The sequence below is a fragment of the Methanococcoides sp. NM1 genome (assembly GCF_900774285.1).
GTDB lineage: Archaea > Halobacteriota > Methanosarcinia > Methanosarcinales > Methanosarcinaceae > Methanococcoides > Methanococcoides vulcani.
On the sequence record NZ_CAAGTW010000003.1, the window covers coordinates 1 to 14,908 of the forward strand.

General features: G+C 38.3%; 18 protein-coding genes, 1 tRNA gene and 1 pseudogene. 18 read left to right on the forward strand and 2 right to left on the reverse strand.

Annotated features, from left to right (window positions below):
* The 9 genes and pseudogenes from E7X56_RS11715 to E7X56_RS03500 all read left to right on the forward strand — a co-directional run.
* Window positions 1-903: pseudogene (locus E7X56_RS11715) on the forward strand (hypothetical protein); the annotation flags it as partial.
* Window positions 904-1,116: 213 nt separating this feature from the next.
* A complete protein-coding gene (locus E7X56_RS03470) occupies window positions 1,117-2,010 on the forward strand; it encodes a PKD domain-containing protein (protein WP_135604914.1) in 894 nt (297 codons plus the stop codon).
* Window positions 2,011-2,025: 15 nt separating this feature from the next.
* The gene (locus E7X56_RS11720; RefSeq protein ID WP_167879435.1) at window positions 2,026-2,178 is read left to right on the forward strand and encodes a hypothetical protein; all 153 of its coding nucleotides are present in this window, start codon (window positions 2,026-2,028) and stop codon (window positions 2,176-2,178) included.
* A 157-nt stretch (window positions 2,179-2,335) separates the two neighbouring features.
* The gene (queC, locus tag E7X56_RS03475; RefSeq protein WP_135604916.1) at window positions 2,336-3,034 is read left to right on the forward strand and encodes a 7-cyano-7-deazaguanine synthase QueC; all 699 of its coding nucleotides are present in this window, start codon (window positions 2,336-2,338) and stop codon (window positions 3,032-3,034) included.
* A gap of 20 nt (window positions 3,035-3,054) precedes the next feature.
* Window positions 3,055-3,612, forward strand: coding sequence for a DUF366 family protein (locus E7X56_RS03480; RefSeq protein WP_135604919.1), 558 nt, complete (start codon window positions 3,055-3,057; stop codon window positions 3,610-3,612).
* On the forward strand, window positions 3,612-4,328 hold the full coding sequence (locus E7X56_RS03485) for a 7-carboxy-7-deazaguanine synthase QueE (RefSeq protein WP_135605332.1): 717 nt from the start codon (window positions 3,612-3,614) through the stop codon (window positions 4,326-4,328). The genes E7X56_RS03480 and E7X56_RS03485 overlap by 1 nt, the downstream gene beginning before the upstream one ends.
* Window positions 4,328-4,678: a 6-carboxytetrahydropterin synthase QueD gene (gene queD / locus E7X56_RS03490; protein ID WP_135604921.1), complete on the forward strand. Its 351-nt coding sequence runs from the start codon at window positions 4,328-4,330 to the stop codon at window positions 4,676-4,678. Before E7X56_RS03485 ends, queD begins: the two co-directional genes overlap by 1 nt.
* 138 nt (window positions 4,679-4,816) lie before the next feature.
* Window positions 4,817-5,692 (forward strand): nitrogenase cofactor biosynthesis protein NifB, encoded by an 876-nt coding sequence (nifB, locus tag E7X56_RS03495; protein WP_135605334.1) that lies wholly within the window; start codon window positions 4,817-4,819, stop codon window positions 5,690-5,692.
* A 42-nt stretch (window positions 5,693-5,734) separates the two neighbouring features.
* A complete protein-coding gene (locus E7X56_RS03500) occupies window positions 5,735-6,727 on the forward strand; it encodes a methanogenesis marker 2 protein (RefSeq protein ID WP_135604923.1) in 993 nt (330 codons plus the stop codon).
* Window positions 6,728-6,788: 61 nt separating this feature from the next.
* Here E7X56_RS03500 and E7X56_RS03505 read toward each other — a convergent pair whose 3' ends face one another.
* The gene (locus tag E7X56_RS03505) at window positions 6,789-7,085 is read right to left on the reverse strand and encodes a hypothetical protein (RefSeq protein WP_091688514.1); all 297 of its coding nucleotides are present in this window, start codon (window positions 7,083-7,085) and stop codon (window positions 6,789-6,791) included.
* 197 nt (window positions 7,086-7,282) lie between these two features.
* Between E7X56_RS03505 and E7X56_RS03510 the strand changes: the two genes are divergently transcribed.
* The 5 genes from E7X56_RS03510 (at window position 7,283) to E7X56_RS03530 (ending at window position 10,377) form a co-directional block, all read left to right on the forward strand.
* The gene (locus tag E7X56_RS03510; protein ID WP_135604926.1) at window positions 7,283-7,981 is read left to right on the forward strand and encodes a radical SAM protein; all 699 of its coding nucleotides are present in this window, start codon (window positions 7,283-7,285) and stop codon (window positions 7,979-7,981) included.
* Between the two features lie 94 nt (window positions 7,982-8,075).
* The gene (locus E7X56_RS03515) at window positions 8,076-8,387 is read left to right on the forward strand and encodes a DUF5611 family protein (protein ID WP_135604928.1); all 312 of its coding nucleotides are present in this window, start codon (window positions 8,076-8,078) and stop codon (window positions 8,385-8,387) included.
* A 30-nt stretch (window positions 8,388-8,417) separates the two neighbouring features.
* Entirely contained in the window at window positions 8,418-8,939 is a 522-nt protein-coding gene (locus tag E7X56_RS03520; RefSeq protein WP_135604930.1) for a chorismate pyruvate-lyase family protein, read from the forward strand.
* Between the two features lie 71 nt (window positions 8,940-9,010).
* Window positions 9,011-9,082 (forward strand) — tRNA-Thr (locus tag E7X56_RS03525).
* Window positions 9,083-9,429: 347 nt separating this feature from the next.
* Entirely contained in the window at window positions 9,430-10,377 is a 948-nt protein-coding gene (locus E7X56_RS03530) for a ribonuclease HIII (RefSeq protein ID WP_135604932.1), read from the forward strand.
* Between the two features lie 85 nt (window positions 10,378-10,462).
* On the opposite strand, the gene E7X56_RS03535 is transcribed toward E7X56_RS03530, so the two are convergent.
* Window positions 10,463-10,744, reverse strand: coding sequence for a hypothetical protein (locus tag E7X56_RS03535; RefSeq protein ID WP_135604935.1), 282 nt, complete (start codon window positions 10,742-10,744; stop codon window positions 10,463-10,465).
* Between the two features lie 334 nt (window positions 10,745-11,078).
* Here E7X56_RS03535 and E7X56_RS03540 point away from each other — a divergent pair, with 334 nt between their 5' ends.
* The 4 genes from E7X56_RS03540 to E7X56_RS03555 all read left to right on the forward strand — a co-directional run bounded on the left by E7X56_RS03540 (window position 11,079) and on the right by E7X56_RS03555 (window position 14,790).
* Window positions 11,079-11,540 (forward strand): hypothetical protein, encoded by a 462-nt coding sequence (locus E7X56_RS03540; RefSeq protein ID WP_135604937.1) that lies wholly within the window; start codon window positions 11,079-11,081, stop codon window positions 11,538-11,540.
* A gap of 552 nt (window positions 11,541-12,092) precedes the next feature.
* On the forward strand, window positions 12,093-12,785 hold the full coding sequence (locus E7X56_RS03545) for a hypothetical protein (protein ID WP_135604940.1): 693 nt from the start codon (window positions 12,093-12,095) through the stop codon (window positions 12,783-12,785).
* Window positions 12,776-13,681, forward strand: coding sequence for a hypothetical protein (locus E7X56_RS03550; RefSeq protein ID WP_135604942.1), 906 nt, complete (start codon window positions 12,776-12,778; stop codon window positions 13,679-13,681). The genes E7X56_RS03545 and E7X56_RS03550 overlap by 10 nt, the downstream gene beginning before the upstream one ends.
* On the forward strand, window positions 13,678-14,790 hold the full coding sequence (locus tag E7X56_RS03555; protein WP_135604943.1) for a hypothetical protein: 1,113 nt from the start codon (window positions 13,678-13,680) through the stop codon (window positions 14,788-14,790). The genes E7X56_RS03550 and E7X56_RS03555 overlap by 4 nt, the downstream gene beginning before the upstream one ends.
* Window positions 14,791-14,908 lie beyond the last annotated feature (118 nt).

Here is a 14,908-nt window from a genome sequence, read left to right on the forward strand (position 1 = left end):
GATGATATGGAAGGTCCTATCGGTACTATTGCTTCACTTGGTATTGGCGAGTATAATAACAGCTTTACTGCCAGCAATATCTCTGTAGCAGGTCCTTATGTTAACAATGTAACCGCTTCTGCAACTTATAATGGATCCGAGGTTAATGCTTCCGATATCAGCTACTACTTTGGTGTCAATGCATCAATTGACATTGAAAAGTTCACTGATGGTCATGATGTAAACGAACCTATTGGTCCATATCTTCTACTTGGTTATCCGGTTGAATGGACATATGAAGTTAAAAACACAGGAAATGTGAATCTTGCCGTAGATGTGCAGGATAATGACATCAATGTTACTCCAGTGTACATGGATGGTGATGATGGCGATGAAATCTTCGAACCTGGTGAGGTCTGGGTCTTCAACGCTAGTGGTACGGTTATTGAGGGTCAATATTGCAACATTGGAAATGTAACTGGCTCTTATGGGGACTTCTTGGTAACAGATGAGGATTCAAGTTACTACTTCGGTGTAACTAATACAACGCTTAAGGATATGCTTGAGGGCAAGGGATACTGGAAGAACTCCGAGAATTGGCCTGAAGAAGTTACTAATATCACTATTGGCAATGTCACTTACACAAAAACTGATGCTCTAGGCTACCTTAACTCTCCAGTTGAGGGCAAACCTTCCATAATGTTTAATCACTTGGTGGCAGCCAAATTGAACGTCATGGTTGGCAATCCCTACTATCCTTATGAAATAGATGGTGAATTGGTCGATTTCATCGAAGCAGCTGATGCCTGGATGAAAGATTATCCATTAGGTAGTAGTAATCCTGAAGTTGGAGCAGCATGGAATGAGTCAGGGGAGCAGCTTAAAAATGTGCTGGAGATGTATAACGAAGGCATATTGTATTAAAAGTAATTGATTGTCATGCACTTGAACGTTTGACTAAATAATCGTTGAAGAACAGGTTTCATTTTATTTCCTGTTCAACTCTCTTTTTTATTCTTTTTCGAATTTGTTCCTTCCAAAAACACCTCATTATGATGAGCATACACTTCTCTATAGATATATTTATATATAAATCCCGCCAATATCTTAATTGGGTATACATGGTGGTGGTGTAGTATGAACTCTCTAATCAAACCTCTGGGTTTTTTAGTATTGATCGTCTTGCTCCTGAGTGGGCTGACAAGCATTTCAACAAATTCTCCTGGACTTGCTCCAGAGCCAACCAGTGACACTCCTGAAAACGATTATTCGGAATGGGACAACTCTACTCCTACAACGAGCGAGTTCAACATCTCAGTGAAGGAAGGTGATAATGAGGAGCCTGTTATCAGAAAGTCCAGTGGTGACTCTAAGCCCAATGAGGTTGTTGAAGTAGAACCAGTAATGCCAGTAGCTAATTTCACTGCTGTTCCAAGATCTGGTGTTGCTCCATTAAATGTTACGTTCAAGGATCTATCCAGCAATGCTATCGAATTTTCCTGGGATGTGGATGGTGTTGTTGGTGAGGATTACAATGTTTCTGAGCTTTTCCATAATTACGACGAGGCGGGCACTTATAATATATCCTTAACCGTGAAGAATGGGGATGGTAATGATACTAAAACATTTGTGGATTACATCATTGTAATTCTCTCTGAGCCTGAACCAGTTCGGACCGTTGAAGTAATGCCAGTTGCAGATTTCATAGCTAATGTAACTAAAGGAACTGCTCCATTAGCTGTCAAGTTCACGGATAACTCCAGTAATGCTACCAACATTTCCTGGGATGTGGATGGTGTTGTTGGTGAGGATTCAAATGCTTCCGAGTTTGTATATGTTTACGAGAATGTGGGAACTTACAATGTGTCTCTGACAGCAACAAATGAAAATGGTACTGATACAAAGTTCATGGCTGAGCATGTGGAAGTCGACTCTCCGGAAAAGACGCAGGAAATTCCTGAATTCCCGACAATTGCAATTCCAGTTCTTAGTATTCTGGGATTTATGTTCCTATTACAAAGAAGAAAATAAACCGTGGTGGTACAAATGGAACTTGTAAAAGTATATTGTGAACATTGTGGAAGTGAGATGCTGGTGTACGATACTCATGTGAAAAAGCACATGTATTGTACTATACACTGTCTTGAGTCCGCAGGTGGAAGTTCTTCAGGGGCCGATGGTAACACGGCATCCACCTGATGATCTTTCCATAATTATTTTTTTAGCTTTCTGGCTATTGTACATATTGATTACTTTTAGTATTCTAGTTTTGATCCAATCTTCTGATTTTCGGCAACTTTAAATAATACTGGGGTATTACTATGGTAATACCTGGTTGATATTTTGGAGTTTCCTCATGAGATCAATATCATTATTAAGCAGCGGTCTGGATTCGATCGCTGCTCTCGCAATTGCAAAAAGGACCTCCGATGTTGTTCTGGCATTGACTTTCGATTATGGTCAGCGTTCTGTTCAGAGGGAGATCGATCATTCAAGGGTTATTTGTGAACATTATGGTATAGATCACAGAATAATCCGTCTGGACTGGTTAAAGGACATTACGAACACATCTCTTGTGAACGAGGACGTGGATATTCCTGAGCTATCGGTCGAAGATATTTCAAAAAATACAGGTGCCGTTACTGAAGACTCCGCAAAGAGTGTGTGGGTTCCCAATAGGAATGGTGTCTTTTTAAATATCGCAGCAAGTTTTGCTGAAAGCTATGATTGCGATTATGTCATTGCAGGATTCAACGGGGAAGAGGCAAAGACATTCCCTGACAATTCTAAAGAGTTCGTTGATGCGTCTGACGTGTGTTTTTCTTACTCCACTGCAAATGGTGTGAAAGTTCTTGCACCCCTTATTGATATGGACAAGTCAGGTATAGTGCATGAGGCAATGGATGCAAAGGCACCACTTGAGTGGAGCTGGAGTTGTTATCACGGTGGAGATGAGCCATGCGGAGTATGTGAAAGCTGTGTAAGACGTGCACGTGCTTTCCATGAGTCCGGTTTGAAGGACCCTCTTATGGTAAGATTGGGGTTGGATGATTAAAGGTGCTAAAGGTGTTTATTATGGAATGTATAATTCTTGATGAAATAATGGATTATGACGGAAGTCAGATCTCTTCTTTGTGGGCATACAACCTGAAAGGTATCCAGCAGGATTCGATCATTGCTTTCAGAGGTGGCTGTGATGTGAAGCTCGAACACATGATCGATCTTGAGGACAAGAGAATGGGCGATTCTATATATTCTCCTGATATGCTTCATTTCCTTATAGAACACTTTGATTCTACTGACCTTAAGCTCATCTATGCACGACAGCGATTGTTCACTGCAATTGTGGCAGAGGTACTTCTGGGGAATGGTGTAATGACCACAAGGCAGGGGGATGACCTGTTCGTGGATGGCAGGAAACTGACAATTTCGATTGCAAGCACTTCTGCAGTATCCCAAAAGATCCATTTCGGGATCAATGTGTCCCATGATTTTTATGGAAATCTGGCGGATATTGGTGTCGATGAGGTAAAGGCGGTAGGACTTCTTGGAGCGATATCTAAAAAATATGTTGCCGAGATTGATGATATCGAAAAAGACCTTCGCAAATCCCGACCATTGGATGTGGTATGATGCAGGTACCTATCAGTGAGATATTTTGCTCTGTTCAGGGTGAAGGTCCTCATGTGGGCGTGAGGCAGGCTTTTGTAAGGTTCGTCGGTTGCAATCTTAACTGTTCATATTGTGACACGAATGTTGAGACACCGGCTGTCTGTAAATTTGAAAAGGTTCCCGGATCGAACGTATTCCAGGACATACCAAACCCTCTTAGCGTAGAGGATGTTAATGAACTGCTGGGCATTTATGAGAATGTCCATTCTATATCCCTTACAGGTGGAGAACCTCTCCTTGAGGCAGATTTTATTGCAAATCTGGATGTTTCAAGTCCTCTGTACCTTGAGTCTAATATGACCCTTCCACACATGGCAAAGAAGATCAAGGACAAGGTCTCCTATGTTTCAGGAGATGTGAAGCTTATTGATGAGTTCGAGGGTGAGGATTTTGCGTCCCATCTTGACAGGACCATAGAATGTTTCCGCATGCTTCGGAATACAAAGGAAAGGGAATGTTTCTCTAAACTGGTTATCACAAAGGACACAGTAGCAGATGATGTTCTGGGTATTGTTGATGCTATTTCAGGTTATGTTTCTTGTGTGGTACTTCAACCGGTGACACAGAAACATCTTGCTCCTGATATTGATGTTATGCTTGAATTACAAAAGAATTTGCTTGATTCAATAGATACTTTGATAATTCCTCAAACACACAAGATGTGGGGTTGTTTATAATGACAAAAATGAGACTTGGAATAATAGAATACATAGATAGTGCACATTATTTACCTGAACACGAGACCTGTGGCATCGTCCATGGTCACACTTATAAGATAGAGATAGTTCTCGAGGGCGAGAAAAAGGAAAACGGAATGGTCATGGATTTCTATGAGATCAAGAAGACCGTACGTGAAACTCTAAATAACTATGACCACAGGCTCCTTAATGATATTCTGCCATTCCCAAGTGCAGAGAATATCTGTGAGCATATTCATGCAGACCTCTCTGAAAAGCTTGGTTATCCGCTTTCTGTGAAGGTATGGGAAGGTCATGGTAAGTGGTGTGAACTGAATGGTTTGGAGTGATCTCTCCACAACCTATATCTATAACGGTTCTAATTGAATTGCAGACTTCGTATTATTAATGCTGGAGGACAAACTTTGCCTGATACTGATAAAAACCCTAACGAATGTCACGATGAGACTGGCATTGATCTTGATGTTATGCGAAAGATCTCAGAACATCCTTGTTATAATAAGGACGCGCAGCATAAATATGGCCGTATTCACCTGGCTGTAGCTCCAAAGTGCAACATCCAGTGCAATTATTGTGATCGTAAGTTCGATTGTGTCAATGAGAGTCGTCCGGGTGTGACAAGTGAAGTTCTAACTCCGCAGCAGGCACTCGAAAAGACAAAGGATGTTCTCAAGGATTATCCTTTCATCAAGGTAGTTGCAGTAGCAGGTCCTGGTGATCCTCTTGCCAACGATGAGACCTTTGAGACCTTTGAACTTATCAAGAACGAATTCCCCGATGTGACCCTTTGCCTTAGTACAAATGGATTGGCACTTCCGGATAAGATGGATGATCTTCTAAGGGTTGGCGTCAGTACACTTACTGTAACTCTTAATGCTATTGATCCTGAGATACAGGCAAAGATCGTGGACCATGTGGCTTACAAAGGCAAGTCCTACACAGGTGTGGAGGCTGCGGAAATTCTGATCAGGAATCAGCTTGAAGGCATAAAGATGGCAGTTGAAGCCGGACTTGTTGTTAAGATCAATACGGTGCTTATTCCGGAAATTAACAGGGACCACATTATAGAGATTGCAAAGAAAGTACGTGAGCTTGGTGTCTTTATCATGAACATCATGCCTCTTATCTGTCAGGCAAAGTTTGCAGACATGGAACCACCTTCCAATCAAGAGCGCAAAGAGATGCAGAATCTCTGTGAGCCTTATGTACAGCAGATGCGCCACTGTCGCCAGTGCAGGTCTGATGCATATGGTCTTCTGGGCAAGGACCTCTCTCAGATGAGCGAGGAGCGCAGGAACGTCATCAAGATGGAGTCTATTAAAAAGAAGGAACATGAAGAATGATCTTCTTCTGTTCTGCCTGAACCACATAAGGGAATGATATGCTTGGATATTGAACAACTGGCTGCAAACCTTCGAAACTTTGAAGGTGTGACCCGCAAGAAACCCATAGCTGACATTGTCAATATGTTCGAGGACGTGCGTAGTGAATATGGTGAGACCATCGTGGATTTTGGAGACGATGCAGCAGTGCTCGATACTGGTGGTGACGAGGTTATACTGTTCGCTGCTGATGCGATCTGGGGCAAGATCGCACTTGAAAGTCCCTGGTGGACAGGATACACTTCCGTCGTTGTGAACGTCAATGACATATCAGCAATGGGCGGAAGGCCTGTTGCAATGGTCAATGTCATGTCCTCCTGTGATTCCGAAGCATGCAAAGAGATGATGCGTGGTATCAAGGACGGGGTAAAGAAGTTCGGTGTCCCCATGGTTGGAGGACATGTTCATCCTGATACTCCTTATAATTCACTTGGTGTTGCTATCATTGGTGTTGCAAAGAAAGATCATATTGTCAGAAGCGACATGGCAAGGCCGGGCGATGCAGTGATAGTTGCCTATGATATGGATGGTCGTGTGGGCAAGAATTCTCCTTACAGCTGGGATACCACTTCTTTTAAGGATGCCCAAACCGTTCGTGACCGTTTCCTTGTGATACAGATGATCGCTGAGAAGAATTTGCTGACAGCAGGAAAGGATATCAGTAATCCGGGAACTGTGGGAACGCTTGGTATGCTATGTGAGACCAGCAAAGTTGGTGCATCTGTAGATATTACAAAGATCCCTATGCCGGAAGGCCTTGAGTTGGAACAGTGGCTTAAGATCTATCCCGCAACCGGTTATATTTTAACTGCAAAGCCGGAGAACTGTGATGAGTGTATCCGGATATTTGAGGATGTTGGAATTGCTGCGGTTGTGATCGGTGAGATCAACGATTCCCAAAAAGTGGATATTTATTCAGGGGACCAGAAGGCAGTTGTCTTTGATCTTAACACCGATACCATTACAGGTATCGATATGGGAGCAGAAGATATTTGATCAGAAAATGTGGAATGAACCTGTGATCAATTCAACAGGTTCTCTTTTTTAAATATCAGCATTATTCAATGTATGCTTCCATTTCCTTGAAGTAGTATTCTTCTGCCTCTTTAACGACATCAAGCTTGCCTCTAAGAGCAATAACTTCCCTTTTGTCACATTCTACAATATCAACGTTGAGATTTCTTTCGACCGGTTGCAGGCCAAATTCTTCTACAATATCATAGATGATGTATGATGGCGTTCCTGGAGGCATTACCAGGTCGAAAAGCTCCTCGATCTCTTCTCCAAATTCCTCTTCGATCTCTTTATTCTCTTTCCTTTTTTCGAGGTCTTCAATTGTCAGCATTTTTGGCATTGTGATCACCTTTATATGACAGAACTGATGGCACGTTCTACATATATAGTAATCGCTGGTTCCTATATACCGGGTTTCTGAAATTAGAGAACGTTTCGATCAAATATACTAATATGTCTTTCTTGTTCCTGTATTGCAGAAAAGTATTATATGTTCAGATGACGATATCTTTTTAGAATTATTCAGGGTGAATCATAATGAGACTGATAGGCATATCTGATAATCTGGGACAGTTACGTGTGGAATTTGCCGGATGCAATATGAGATGCCCATATTGTGTGCACATCCGCCAGCCCATGAAGGAATATTCCATCGAGGATGTTGTGGACCTTGCAAAGAGATCTGAAAGTGAAGATGTTTATCTGGGTGGCGCGGAACCAACACTCCAGAAGGACCTTCTTCCCCTGATCGAAGGACTCCATGCTGCTGGCAAAAGCATACTGCTTAAATCCAATGGCATGAAGCCGGATGTCCTTGAGAAGGCACTTCCCTTTGTCAAGGGATTTGTTATTGAGATAAAAGCCCCTCTTGATGATATTCCTGCGATCATGGAACTTACAGGCCTCTCAGAGGAGCGCAGTATCAAATACATCTCTTTACTGCGTGAATCCCTGAATATTGCAAAACAGAAATGGCTTAGGGTCTGGATAAGGGTCATACCGGGGTTTATCAATACTGGGACGATAGCTCGGATCCTGCCGGATATAGGGGAAGCATCAGAGGTTATGCTGTACCAGTTCATGAGCAATCCTGATTTCGACCTGCCTTTCAAAGGGCACGATAAGCCAACTCCGGAATGGGATGAGGTCAGAAAGCTTGGTGAGATGTTACTTGAAAAGGTGCAAAAGGTCCGGATCGTAGGAGATGGTGGAAAACTGCTTCTTGAGAATAACTGAATTTATCAATGTAGCTCAAAACCAAAAGCTTCTCAAATGGGTTACCATACCGGAATATTTATTCGTGTTAATGGCTATCTCTTATGTGATAGCAATGCAAGAATATAAATTGAAACGCGGTTTTTCCCCGGACATCGAAAGAATTTATGAAGAGATTGAAAAAAGCTTTCCTGGCGAGATCAGACGCGAGGGAGACAAGCTTTTAGTTTCTTATGGCGTGATCACAGAACTGTCCGTCTATATGGACGGCAAGAAGCTAGTGGTGAATACTGTCACTGACGCTACTAAAGGCGATGATGGACTGATCCTTGACACGAACAAGCGCTTCAGGGATTTCCTTCTGCTGGCAACAGGATATACTGCTAAGGAACGCCTTAAGCAGGCCAAGAAGGCAGTATCCAAGTAAGGGCTTTGATCCAGGGGATATTGATCATCTGTGACATTCGTTAATAAGGAATTCCTTAAGGCCCTGAAGTCATTTGACATACCGACGTGTCTGAGGGTGTGTGCAGGTACCGATGGGTCTGTAACATTCCTCCTTGAGATTATGACCCGCAAGGACGTCTCTGTGGTCACTGAGGCACAGCATCTCATACAGGCAGATGAGGAAACTGCATCCCTTCTTGATATTGCAGTGGGATCTGACGTGAACTACAGGCTTGTGACGCTTTTTGCAGGCGCAAGACCCTTTGTCAGGGCTCTGTCGCTGTCCCCTATTGAGAGGATGCCCGAAGACATCCGTCAGGACCTCATGCGCGCGGATGTCCCCATTGGCAAGATACTCCGAAGCAGCGGCATTGAGACCCGCCGGGACTTTGATAACATCGAGATCAATGAAGATGACCTCCTTTTCGGTACCAGTAAAGCACTTTCAAGGTCATATCGCATCGTACACGATAACAGGACCCTGATGTGGATAAATGAGAAGTTCCCGGTAGACGACCGCTGGAATTTATAAACCCGACCGAAAGGTTCATAATTGATTCTGTGTATCTGGGAACCACATCACAACCCCCATTTTATGAAGGTGCCTCGGTGGCTTAGGGGTATAGTACGTCCTTGGTAAGGACGAGGTCGTGGGTTCAAATCCCACCCGAGGCTCATTTTACTTATTTTCACGCTGTTTTTGTTACCATTTTCATCATTGTAAAGTGTAGATTTACTTTGCTGAACGAAAACCCTTCCACGGTTTTAATTATGTATTCTGTAGATGTAAGTGGATCTTGAATCGAATCGTCGCAATCCGAGAATGTCAAGATTGTATGTTTAGTTTGGTTGAGGATTTCTACAGAGCCCATATTACAACTAACCATATGTATCACGTTTTTGTCACACAATAACCAATTTGTAAACAAGGTTATGTATCCATTTGATATACGGGAACAAGGAATAAGAGCCGAACGAAAATACCAGACTTAGAATCAAGAAATAATAATAAGGGGGATCAGATGAAAATAACTGACAAGTACAATGAGATAAGATCAATCCTTGTTCCAGGGTTTGACGTGGATACACCAAAGGAAATCAATTTCGGTATTCAGTTCAGCGTATCAAAGAAACAGTTTTCCCGCGTAATAAGAATATACGACGGAAAGAAGGGAATTAAAGTTGATCTGTCCCAGTTAGGCACATCACCTGAAGCAGAAGAAATACGTATTGCACTAATAGAAGGTGTAGTACCTTCACCTAATAATAAGAACATTTCAATTCCCGAAGAAAAGTTAACATCATCTATAGACTTGCCTGTTACAAATGGACATGGTGTAATTGGCTCTGATGAATCAGGTAAGGGTGATTTCTTTGGTCCTCTTGTGGTAGCTGCAGTAAAGACCACTCCAGAAATTGAATCAATTCTTGAGGGGATCGGTGTCAGGGATTGCAAACAGTTGACCGATTATCAGAACATTTCTATTGCAAAGCAGATAAAAAGCTCAATTTCAGCTGATATGTTCTCCGTGAAGATCCTTGAACCAGTTGCATACAATAAATATTATGAAAAACTTCAGAACCTGAACATTATGCTTACCGTAAACCATGTAAGTGCAATCAGAGACCTGTACCAGCAGGGTGATATCATCATAATTGACAAATTTTCATACCACGACAGCATGGTCGAGGATGAACTTTGCCAATGGAACATCGATGTGAAGCCTGTTCAGATACCCAGAGCAGAAGACCAGTCAATTGCAGTGGCTGCAGCATCAATCCTTGCACGTGCAGCTTTCCTTGAGGCTATACAGGAAATGAACGAGAAGTATATCGGAACATTCCCAAAGGGTGCATCGGATAAGGTTAAGAAGGTTGGTGCAAAGTTCATTGAAAAGTATGGCAGGGATAGGTTACACGAAGTTGCAAAAATGCACTTCAAGACAGCATCCGAGATATGGGGAAGCTAAGTCAAAAAAGAAGATTCAAAACGGCAAATAAGATCAAATTGGATAAGCTTTTTTAATATATGTTAGGTTTATAACCTCATTTAGATCATTTCAACTCTGGAGATCTTAGAGAAACTCGAAAATCCCAATTTAATTTATTTTTATTTACAGGTGAGAAATCACATCTGATCATCGCTTCTTTAAACTGCTTATTTGTGATGAAGAAACCATCTGGTGTTTGTTCAAAAAGAAGTTTAAGCGCATAACTGGTGTAATTTTTATTTGATATTTTTTGTGGGAGTATATTTAACGTTATCCAATTATCCAGGGCGTTTTTTTGAATATCGGGTAATTCGTATTCACTCGTATCTTTCTTTCTTTTTGTCATATTGATACTGAATGATTTGCAAATATTTAATTCACATCCTCTTTAACTAAGAACACTTCCTCTATTATGGGACTTTGGAATCTTTGAAGTAATAGGTGATAAATGATCTAAGTGCTTTTTGATAGCGTACACTTTTTATACGTTGTATATATCCCCGAAAAATGATACGAGGGATATGATTCAAACCTCAGCCTTTAACAAAATTGATCTGTCGGCTACTGGAGCAATATATATCCAATTTGATTTGAATAGTTTCTGTTGATAACAATGGATAATTTTGGAAAAACACTATGCTTTTATATATCCACTATCTCACTATTTTTGTGGTTAGTTTATGAAGAAAGAATTCGAAAGTATAATTGATTCACTTCCAGTATTACTAGAAAAATTGGTAAATTCAAGGCCATTAAAACGGGATAATCTGCAAGGCATGCCTGAATGTGGAATATATGTTTATTACAAGGATAGAATTCCGCTTTTTGTAGGTCGTTCAGACAATATGAAAAAGCGTATCATGGCTCAAAGTCGAAAAGGTTCAACTCATCATTCTGCTCCATTTGCATTTCTCTTAGCTAGAAATAAAGCAATTGCAAAAGGGATGGATATTGAAAATAAGACTCGTAATGAACTTATAAACGATCCACTGTTTAACGATCTATTTATCCAGTCGAAAGAGGAAGTTTCTAAAATGTCAATTAGATATGTTGAAGTTAAGAATCCAGAAGAGCAGACTATTTTTCAGGTATATGCTTCAATGGAATTGAATACTGAATTTAATAAATTTGAAACTCACTAATATTTTTCATTTTATTTTTTCGTACTAGGTCTGTTTCATCTGGAAAGATACAGGGTTAAAAGTTTAATTCTAGAAAAAGTAAAAATAAGAATTACCATTTTCTTATTAAAATAAATATACTATTTCGAAATATTTTTATACATTTAGTGCCTTTAATAAATTATTCTTCGTGTGGAGATTGCAGTTGAGTTTAGCATAGAGATCAAGGTGTTTAATATTCTTATGAATTTGATTCTAAAACTTTGTCTTAAGTTCATAATTCCGTGCATTAAAGGAGGAATAAAGATGATTAAAAATTTGATTTCTGAATTGATTAGGGGCATCTGCGCGGAGGCAACAGCCTCCCTATTCACTTCTTTGTGCTGATACTTATAACTGTCAAGATCCTGCTATGATGCCACATTGGTGAGCTAGGGGGTTTCAAAGCTCCCCTCCGCACTTATTAATTTATTTTAATAAAAATCTGCATTATTTTATGAAAGTTGCACTTTTCATGAGCAATTAACATACAAAAACTTTATGTATATTATGCATGTTTCTTAAAGAGGTCACATGGATTTAAAATTTCGTTCAGCTTCTGTAAGAAAAATCCCTAAATCATTTTCTTTATCTGTGATTAAAGAAATGAGAAAAGATGAATTTATTCCATCGGAAGTAGACGAAGGTTACCTATTTTTAGAAAAATCCGAATATGATACGTACATATTTAAGTATCTCAATAAGGTTACTTTGATACATACTGAATATAATGGCAACTTTACAAAAAAAACAGATTATGATATAAAAGAGACTATTTTTGAAATCGATTTAAAAAACAGTTTTATGATTGTTTACTCTGGAAAATCACAAAGCGATTATTTTATGAGACGTCTTTTTAAAAAAATTGGTTACTTTGATTCTTTTATATCAATTAATTTCATCCATTTTCTATCTATGCTAAAACAATCTAATTACATTGTTCAAAGTGAAGAAGCCGTTATCAATGGTTTTACTCATAATGAAATTTTAATTGGAAAATACATTGCAAGCATTAAAAGTTTGGATATTTTACATCACGTTCTTAATTCATACACTAATAAAGTAGTGAAAATAAAATTGCAATTAGAAGATCAAAATGAAAATGTGTCTATTCTATCAATAGATAAGAGCGGTTCATTTACTTTCAACAGTTTTGATAAAAATAATGAATATTTATTAAAATATTGTATCTTAAACTCGATTGTGGGAGATTTAGAATGGTTATAAGCTTAGATGGTTCTGAAGGAAGAAATGTTCATGGTGATATTCATGAAGAAGAAATAAGAGCACTTTTCTCTAATTTTTTCAAATGGGAACTCATTTATAGTAATTTTGATATGACCTTTCCTATTCTTGATACTAATAAATCAAAAAAGGCAGGCATCGATTTTCTTTACCGTCTAAATGAACCCTTTTTAGAAAAATCTGAGAATCATGGGGTTATTGTTGAATGTAAAGGTAGAGAAGATATGGAAAACTTTAATGTTTCTAAATTTTCTGAAGATCTTTATAAGCTAAAAGTAAAAATCGAAAAAGCCAATTTATCCCATGATGTATTAGAAGATCAAAAAATAATAGATTCCAATATCAACTATTTTAAATATGGAATTTTATGTTATCGCTTTAATAGTTTTGACATCAATAAATTCAAAAACGTATTAAAAAAATGTGAAATTAGGGACAGAACAAGAAAAAATCACTTCCCAGTTATATTCATTTTATCTAATGATCGCATAAGTGTATTTAGTCACCTAAAAAAGCACTATTCCAATCTGAAATATTATTATCCACACTATCTTTCAAATCAAAATTTAAATTTGAGGGATAATTTGTCTTTGTTCTATATGTTTTCTGATATTATAATGTTTGAAGCAGATGGTGTTAAGAATATTTTATCTTTTGATGAACCTTCTCCTACTACATTTAAATTAATAAGGGAGGTATGTGGTCGATTTAATCATAATATTTCTGAGATTACATTTGCAAGAGCAAACCCATTCAATAAGTCTATCCACAGAGAATATAATTCACAATGGGTAAGAGATAGAGGACAAGACATTAAGCTTCAATACTTAAATAATGATATGAACTGTTTTGAGCCACTTGAGGAGGTTTTTAAATGACTGAAGGCAATGAAGTCCAATTCAAAGAACATGATAAGCTGGAAGTTTTCTTTAATAGTGAACACATAAAGCTTCAAAACAGTCTTGAGTTTTTTAAAGAAAAGAATGTTTTTGTGTTTGCATATACTAATAACCATTTAGCAGACTTTGCAAAAAATTTCTTTTTAGGCATTGAGTCACAAGAAACACTCCGTAAGTATATTGATATAAATGCTTACCCCAAAATGTCGGGTTTTATCTTATTGACAAGTGAAGACATTTCATTAAATGACTTAAAAGAATATCTTAGTTCACATTCTGAAGATTCTTTTTCATTTAAAAAGAGCACTCTTTTATCAATTAATACTGATAATGAATGGATTTATGGCAAGATTGAATATTCTGTAACAGAATTCGCTAGCCATAATTTATTTTCTACAGAACGAAAAATGGTTTCATTCAGGATTTCAAAAAATGAAAATCATTTTAACTTGAAAATCAAACTCAATAGGGATAGTGATTATTCTGTAGTGCATAAAGTAATTGATTCAATAATTGAGAAAGATTCTTCTATCAATATAAAAATTGTAGATCTTAATTTATCTTTTCTGACAACTCATAAAAAGCACAAATTTATAAGTGAATTTATTGATGAGATTGATCAAACATATGATTCTGTTGGAATTATTAGATATGGTTCAAATCAAGCAAATGACTTGGAAACAGATGTTCCTTTTGATCAATTTCACTTAAAGAGTAACAATGAAACAAACATAATTCCAATTGGACAATTGACTCAAACACTTGAAGAGCGTGCAGCGGCATTGAATAGTGTACATGTAATTGTTTATAATAAAAATGATAATTTTTTATTTATAATTGGCTTGCATTCTAATGAGAAAAAGAAAAGAATTGAAATCGGGCTCAAGAGAGACTTTAAAAAAGTTGAAAATCATGATCAAATTACTGCAATAAAATCTAAATCTGATCTCGATGAATTTAATTCTGCAAACATTGATGATGTTGAAAAAGAAACAATTTTTGTAAATTTCTGGGATTCAACATCAAAACGATATTTGGAATGTTGGAAAGAGCAAATGGAAAGTTTAAATAGAAAATCTTTCGTTTGATTAATTTTTTTTAATTCCTTATTTCTTTTACACAATTTAAACAGAAAAATATGATTTTCTTTTGTTTAAGTAACGATTACATAAAGTGAAAGAGTTGCAACGAACACATTTTGTTTTG

Excerpts from the sequence above, each read along its gene's own strand:
- E7X56_RS03545 (WP_135604940.1), top strand. The coding sequence starts at position 12,093 with ATGGATTTAAAATTTCGTTCAGCTTCTGTAAGAAAAATCCCTAAATCA.
- E7X56_RS03555 (WP_135604943.1), top strand. The coding sequence starts at position 13,678 with ATGACTGAAGGCAATGAAGTCCAATTCAAAGAACATGATAAGCTGGAA.
- E7X56_RS03505 (WP_091688514.1), bottom strand. The coding sequence starts at position 7,085 with ATGCCAAAAATGCTGACAATTGAAGACCTCGAAAAAAGGAAAGAGAAT.
- E7X56_RS11720 (WP_167879435.1), top strand. The coding sequence starts at position 2,026 with ATGGAACTTGTAAAAGTATATTGTGAACATTGTGGAAGTGAGATGCTG.
- queC (WP_135604916.1), top strand. The coding sequence starts at position 2,336 with ATGAGATCAATATCATTATTAAGCAGCGGTCTGGATTCGATCGCTGCT.
- E7X56_RS03515 (WP_135604928.1), top strand. The coding sequence starts at position 8,076 with ATGCAAGAATATAAATTGAAACGCGGTTTTTCCCCGGACATCGAAAGA.
- E7X56_RS03540 (WP_135604937.1), top strand. The coding sequence starts at position 11,079 with ATGAAGAAAGAATTCGAAAGTATAATTGATTCACTTCCAGTATTACTA.
- E7X56_RS03470 (WP_135604914.1), top strand. The coding sequence starts at position 1,117 with ATGAACTCTCTAATCAAACCTCTGGGTTTTTTAGTATTGATCGTCTTG.
- E7X56_RS03550 (WP_135604942.1), top strand. The coding sequence starts at position 12,776 with ATGGTTATAAGCTTAGATGGTTCTGAAGGAAGAAATGTTCATGGTGAT.
- E7X56_RS03485 (WP_135605332.1), top strand. The coding sequence starts at position 3,612 with ATGCAGGTACCTATCAGTGAGATATTTTGCTCTGTTCAGGGTGAAGGT.
- E7X56_RS03535 (WP_135604935.1), bottom strand. The coding sequence starts at position 10,744 with ATGACAAAAAGAAAGAAAGATACGAGTGAATACGAATTACCCGATATT.
- queD (WP_135604921.1), top strand. The coding sequence starts at position 4,328 with ATGACAAAAATGAGACTTGGAATAATAGAATACATAGATAGTGCACAT.
- E7X56_RS03510 (WP_135604926.1), top strand. The coding sequence starts at position 7,283 with ATGAGACTGATAGGCATATCTGATAATCTGGGACAGTTACGTGTGGAA.
- E7X56_RS03480 (WP_135604919.1), top strand. The coding sequence starts at position 3,055 with ATGGAATGTATAATTCTTGATGAAATAATGGATTATGACGGAAGTCAG.
- E7X56_RS03530 (WP_135604932.1), top strand. The coding sequence starts at position 9,430 with ATGAAAATAACTGACAAGTACAATGAGATAAGATCAATCCTTGTTCCA.
- nifB (WP_135605334.1), top strand. The coding sequence starts at position 4,817 with ATGCGAAAGATCTCAGAACATCCTTGTTATAATAAGGACGCGCAGCAT.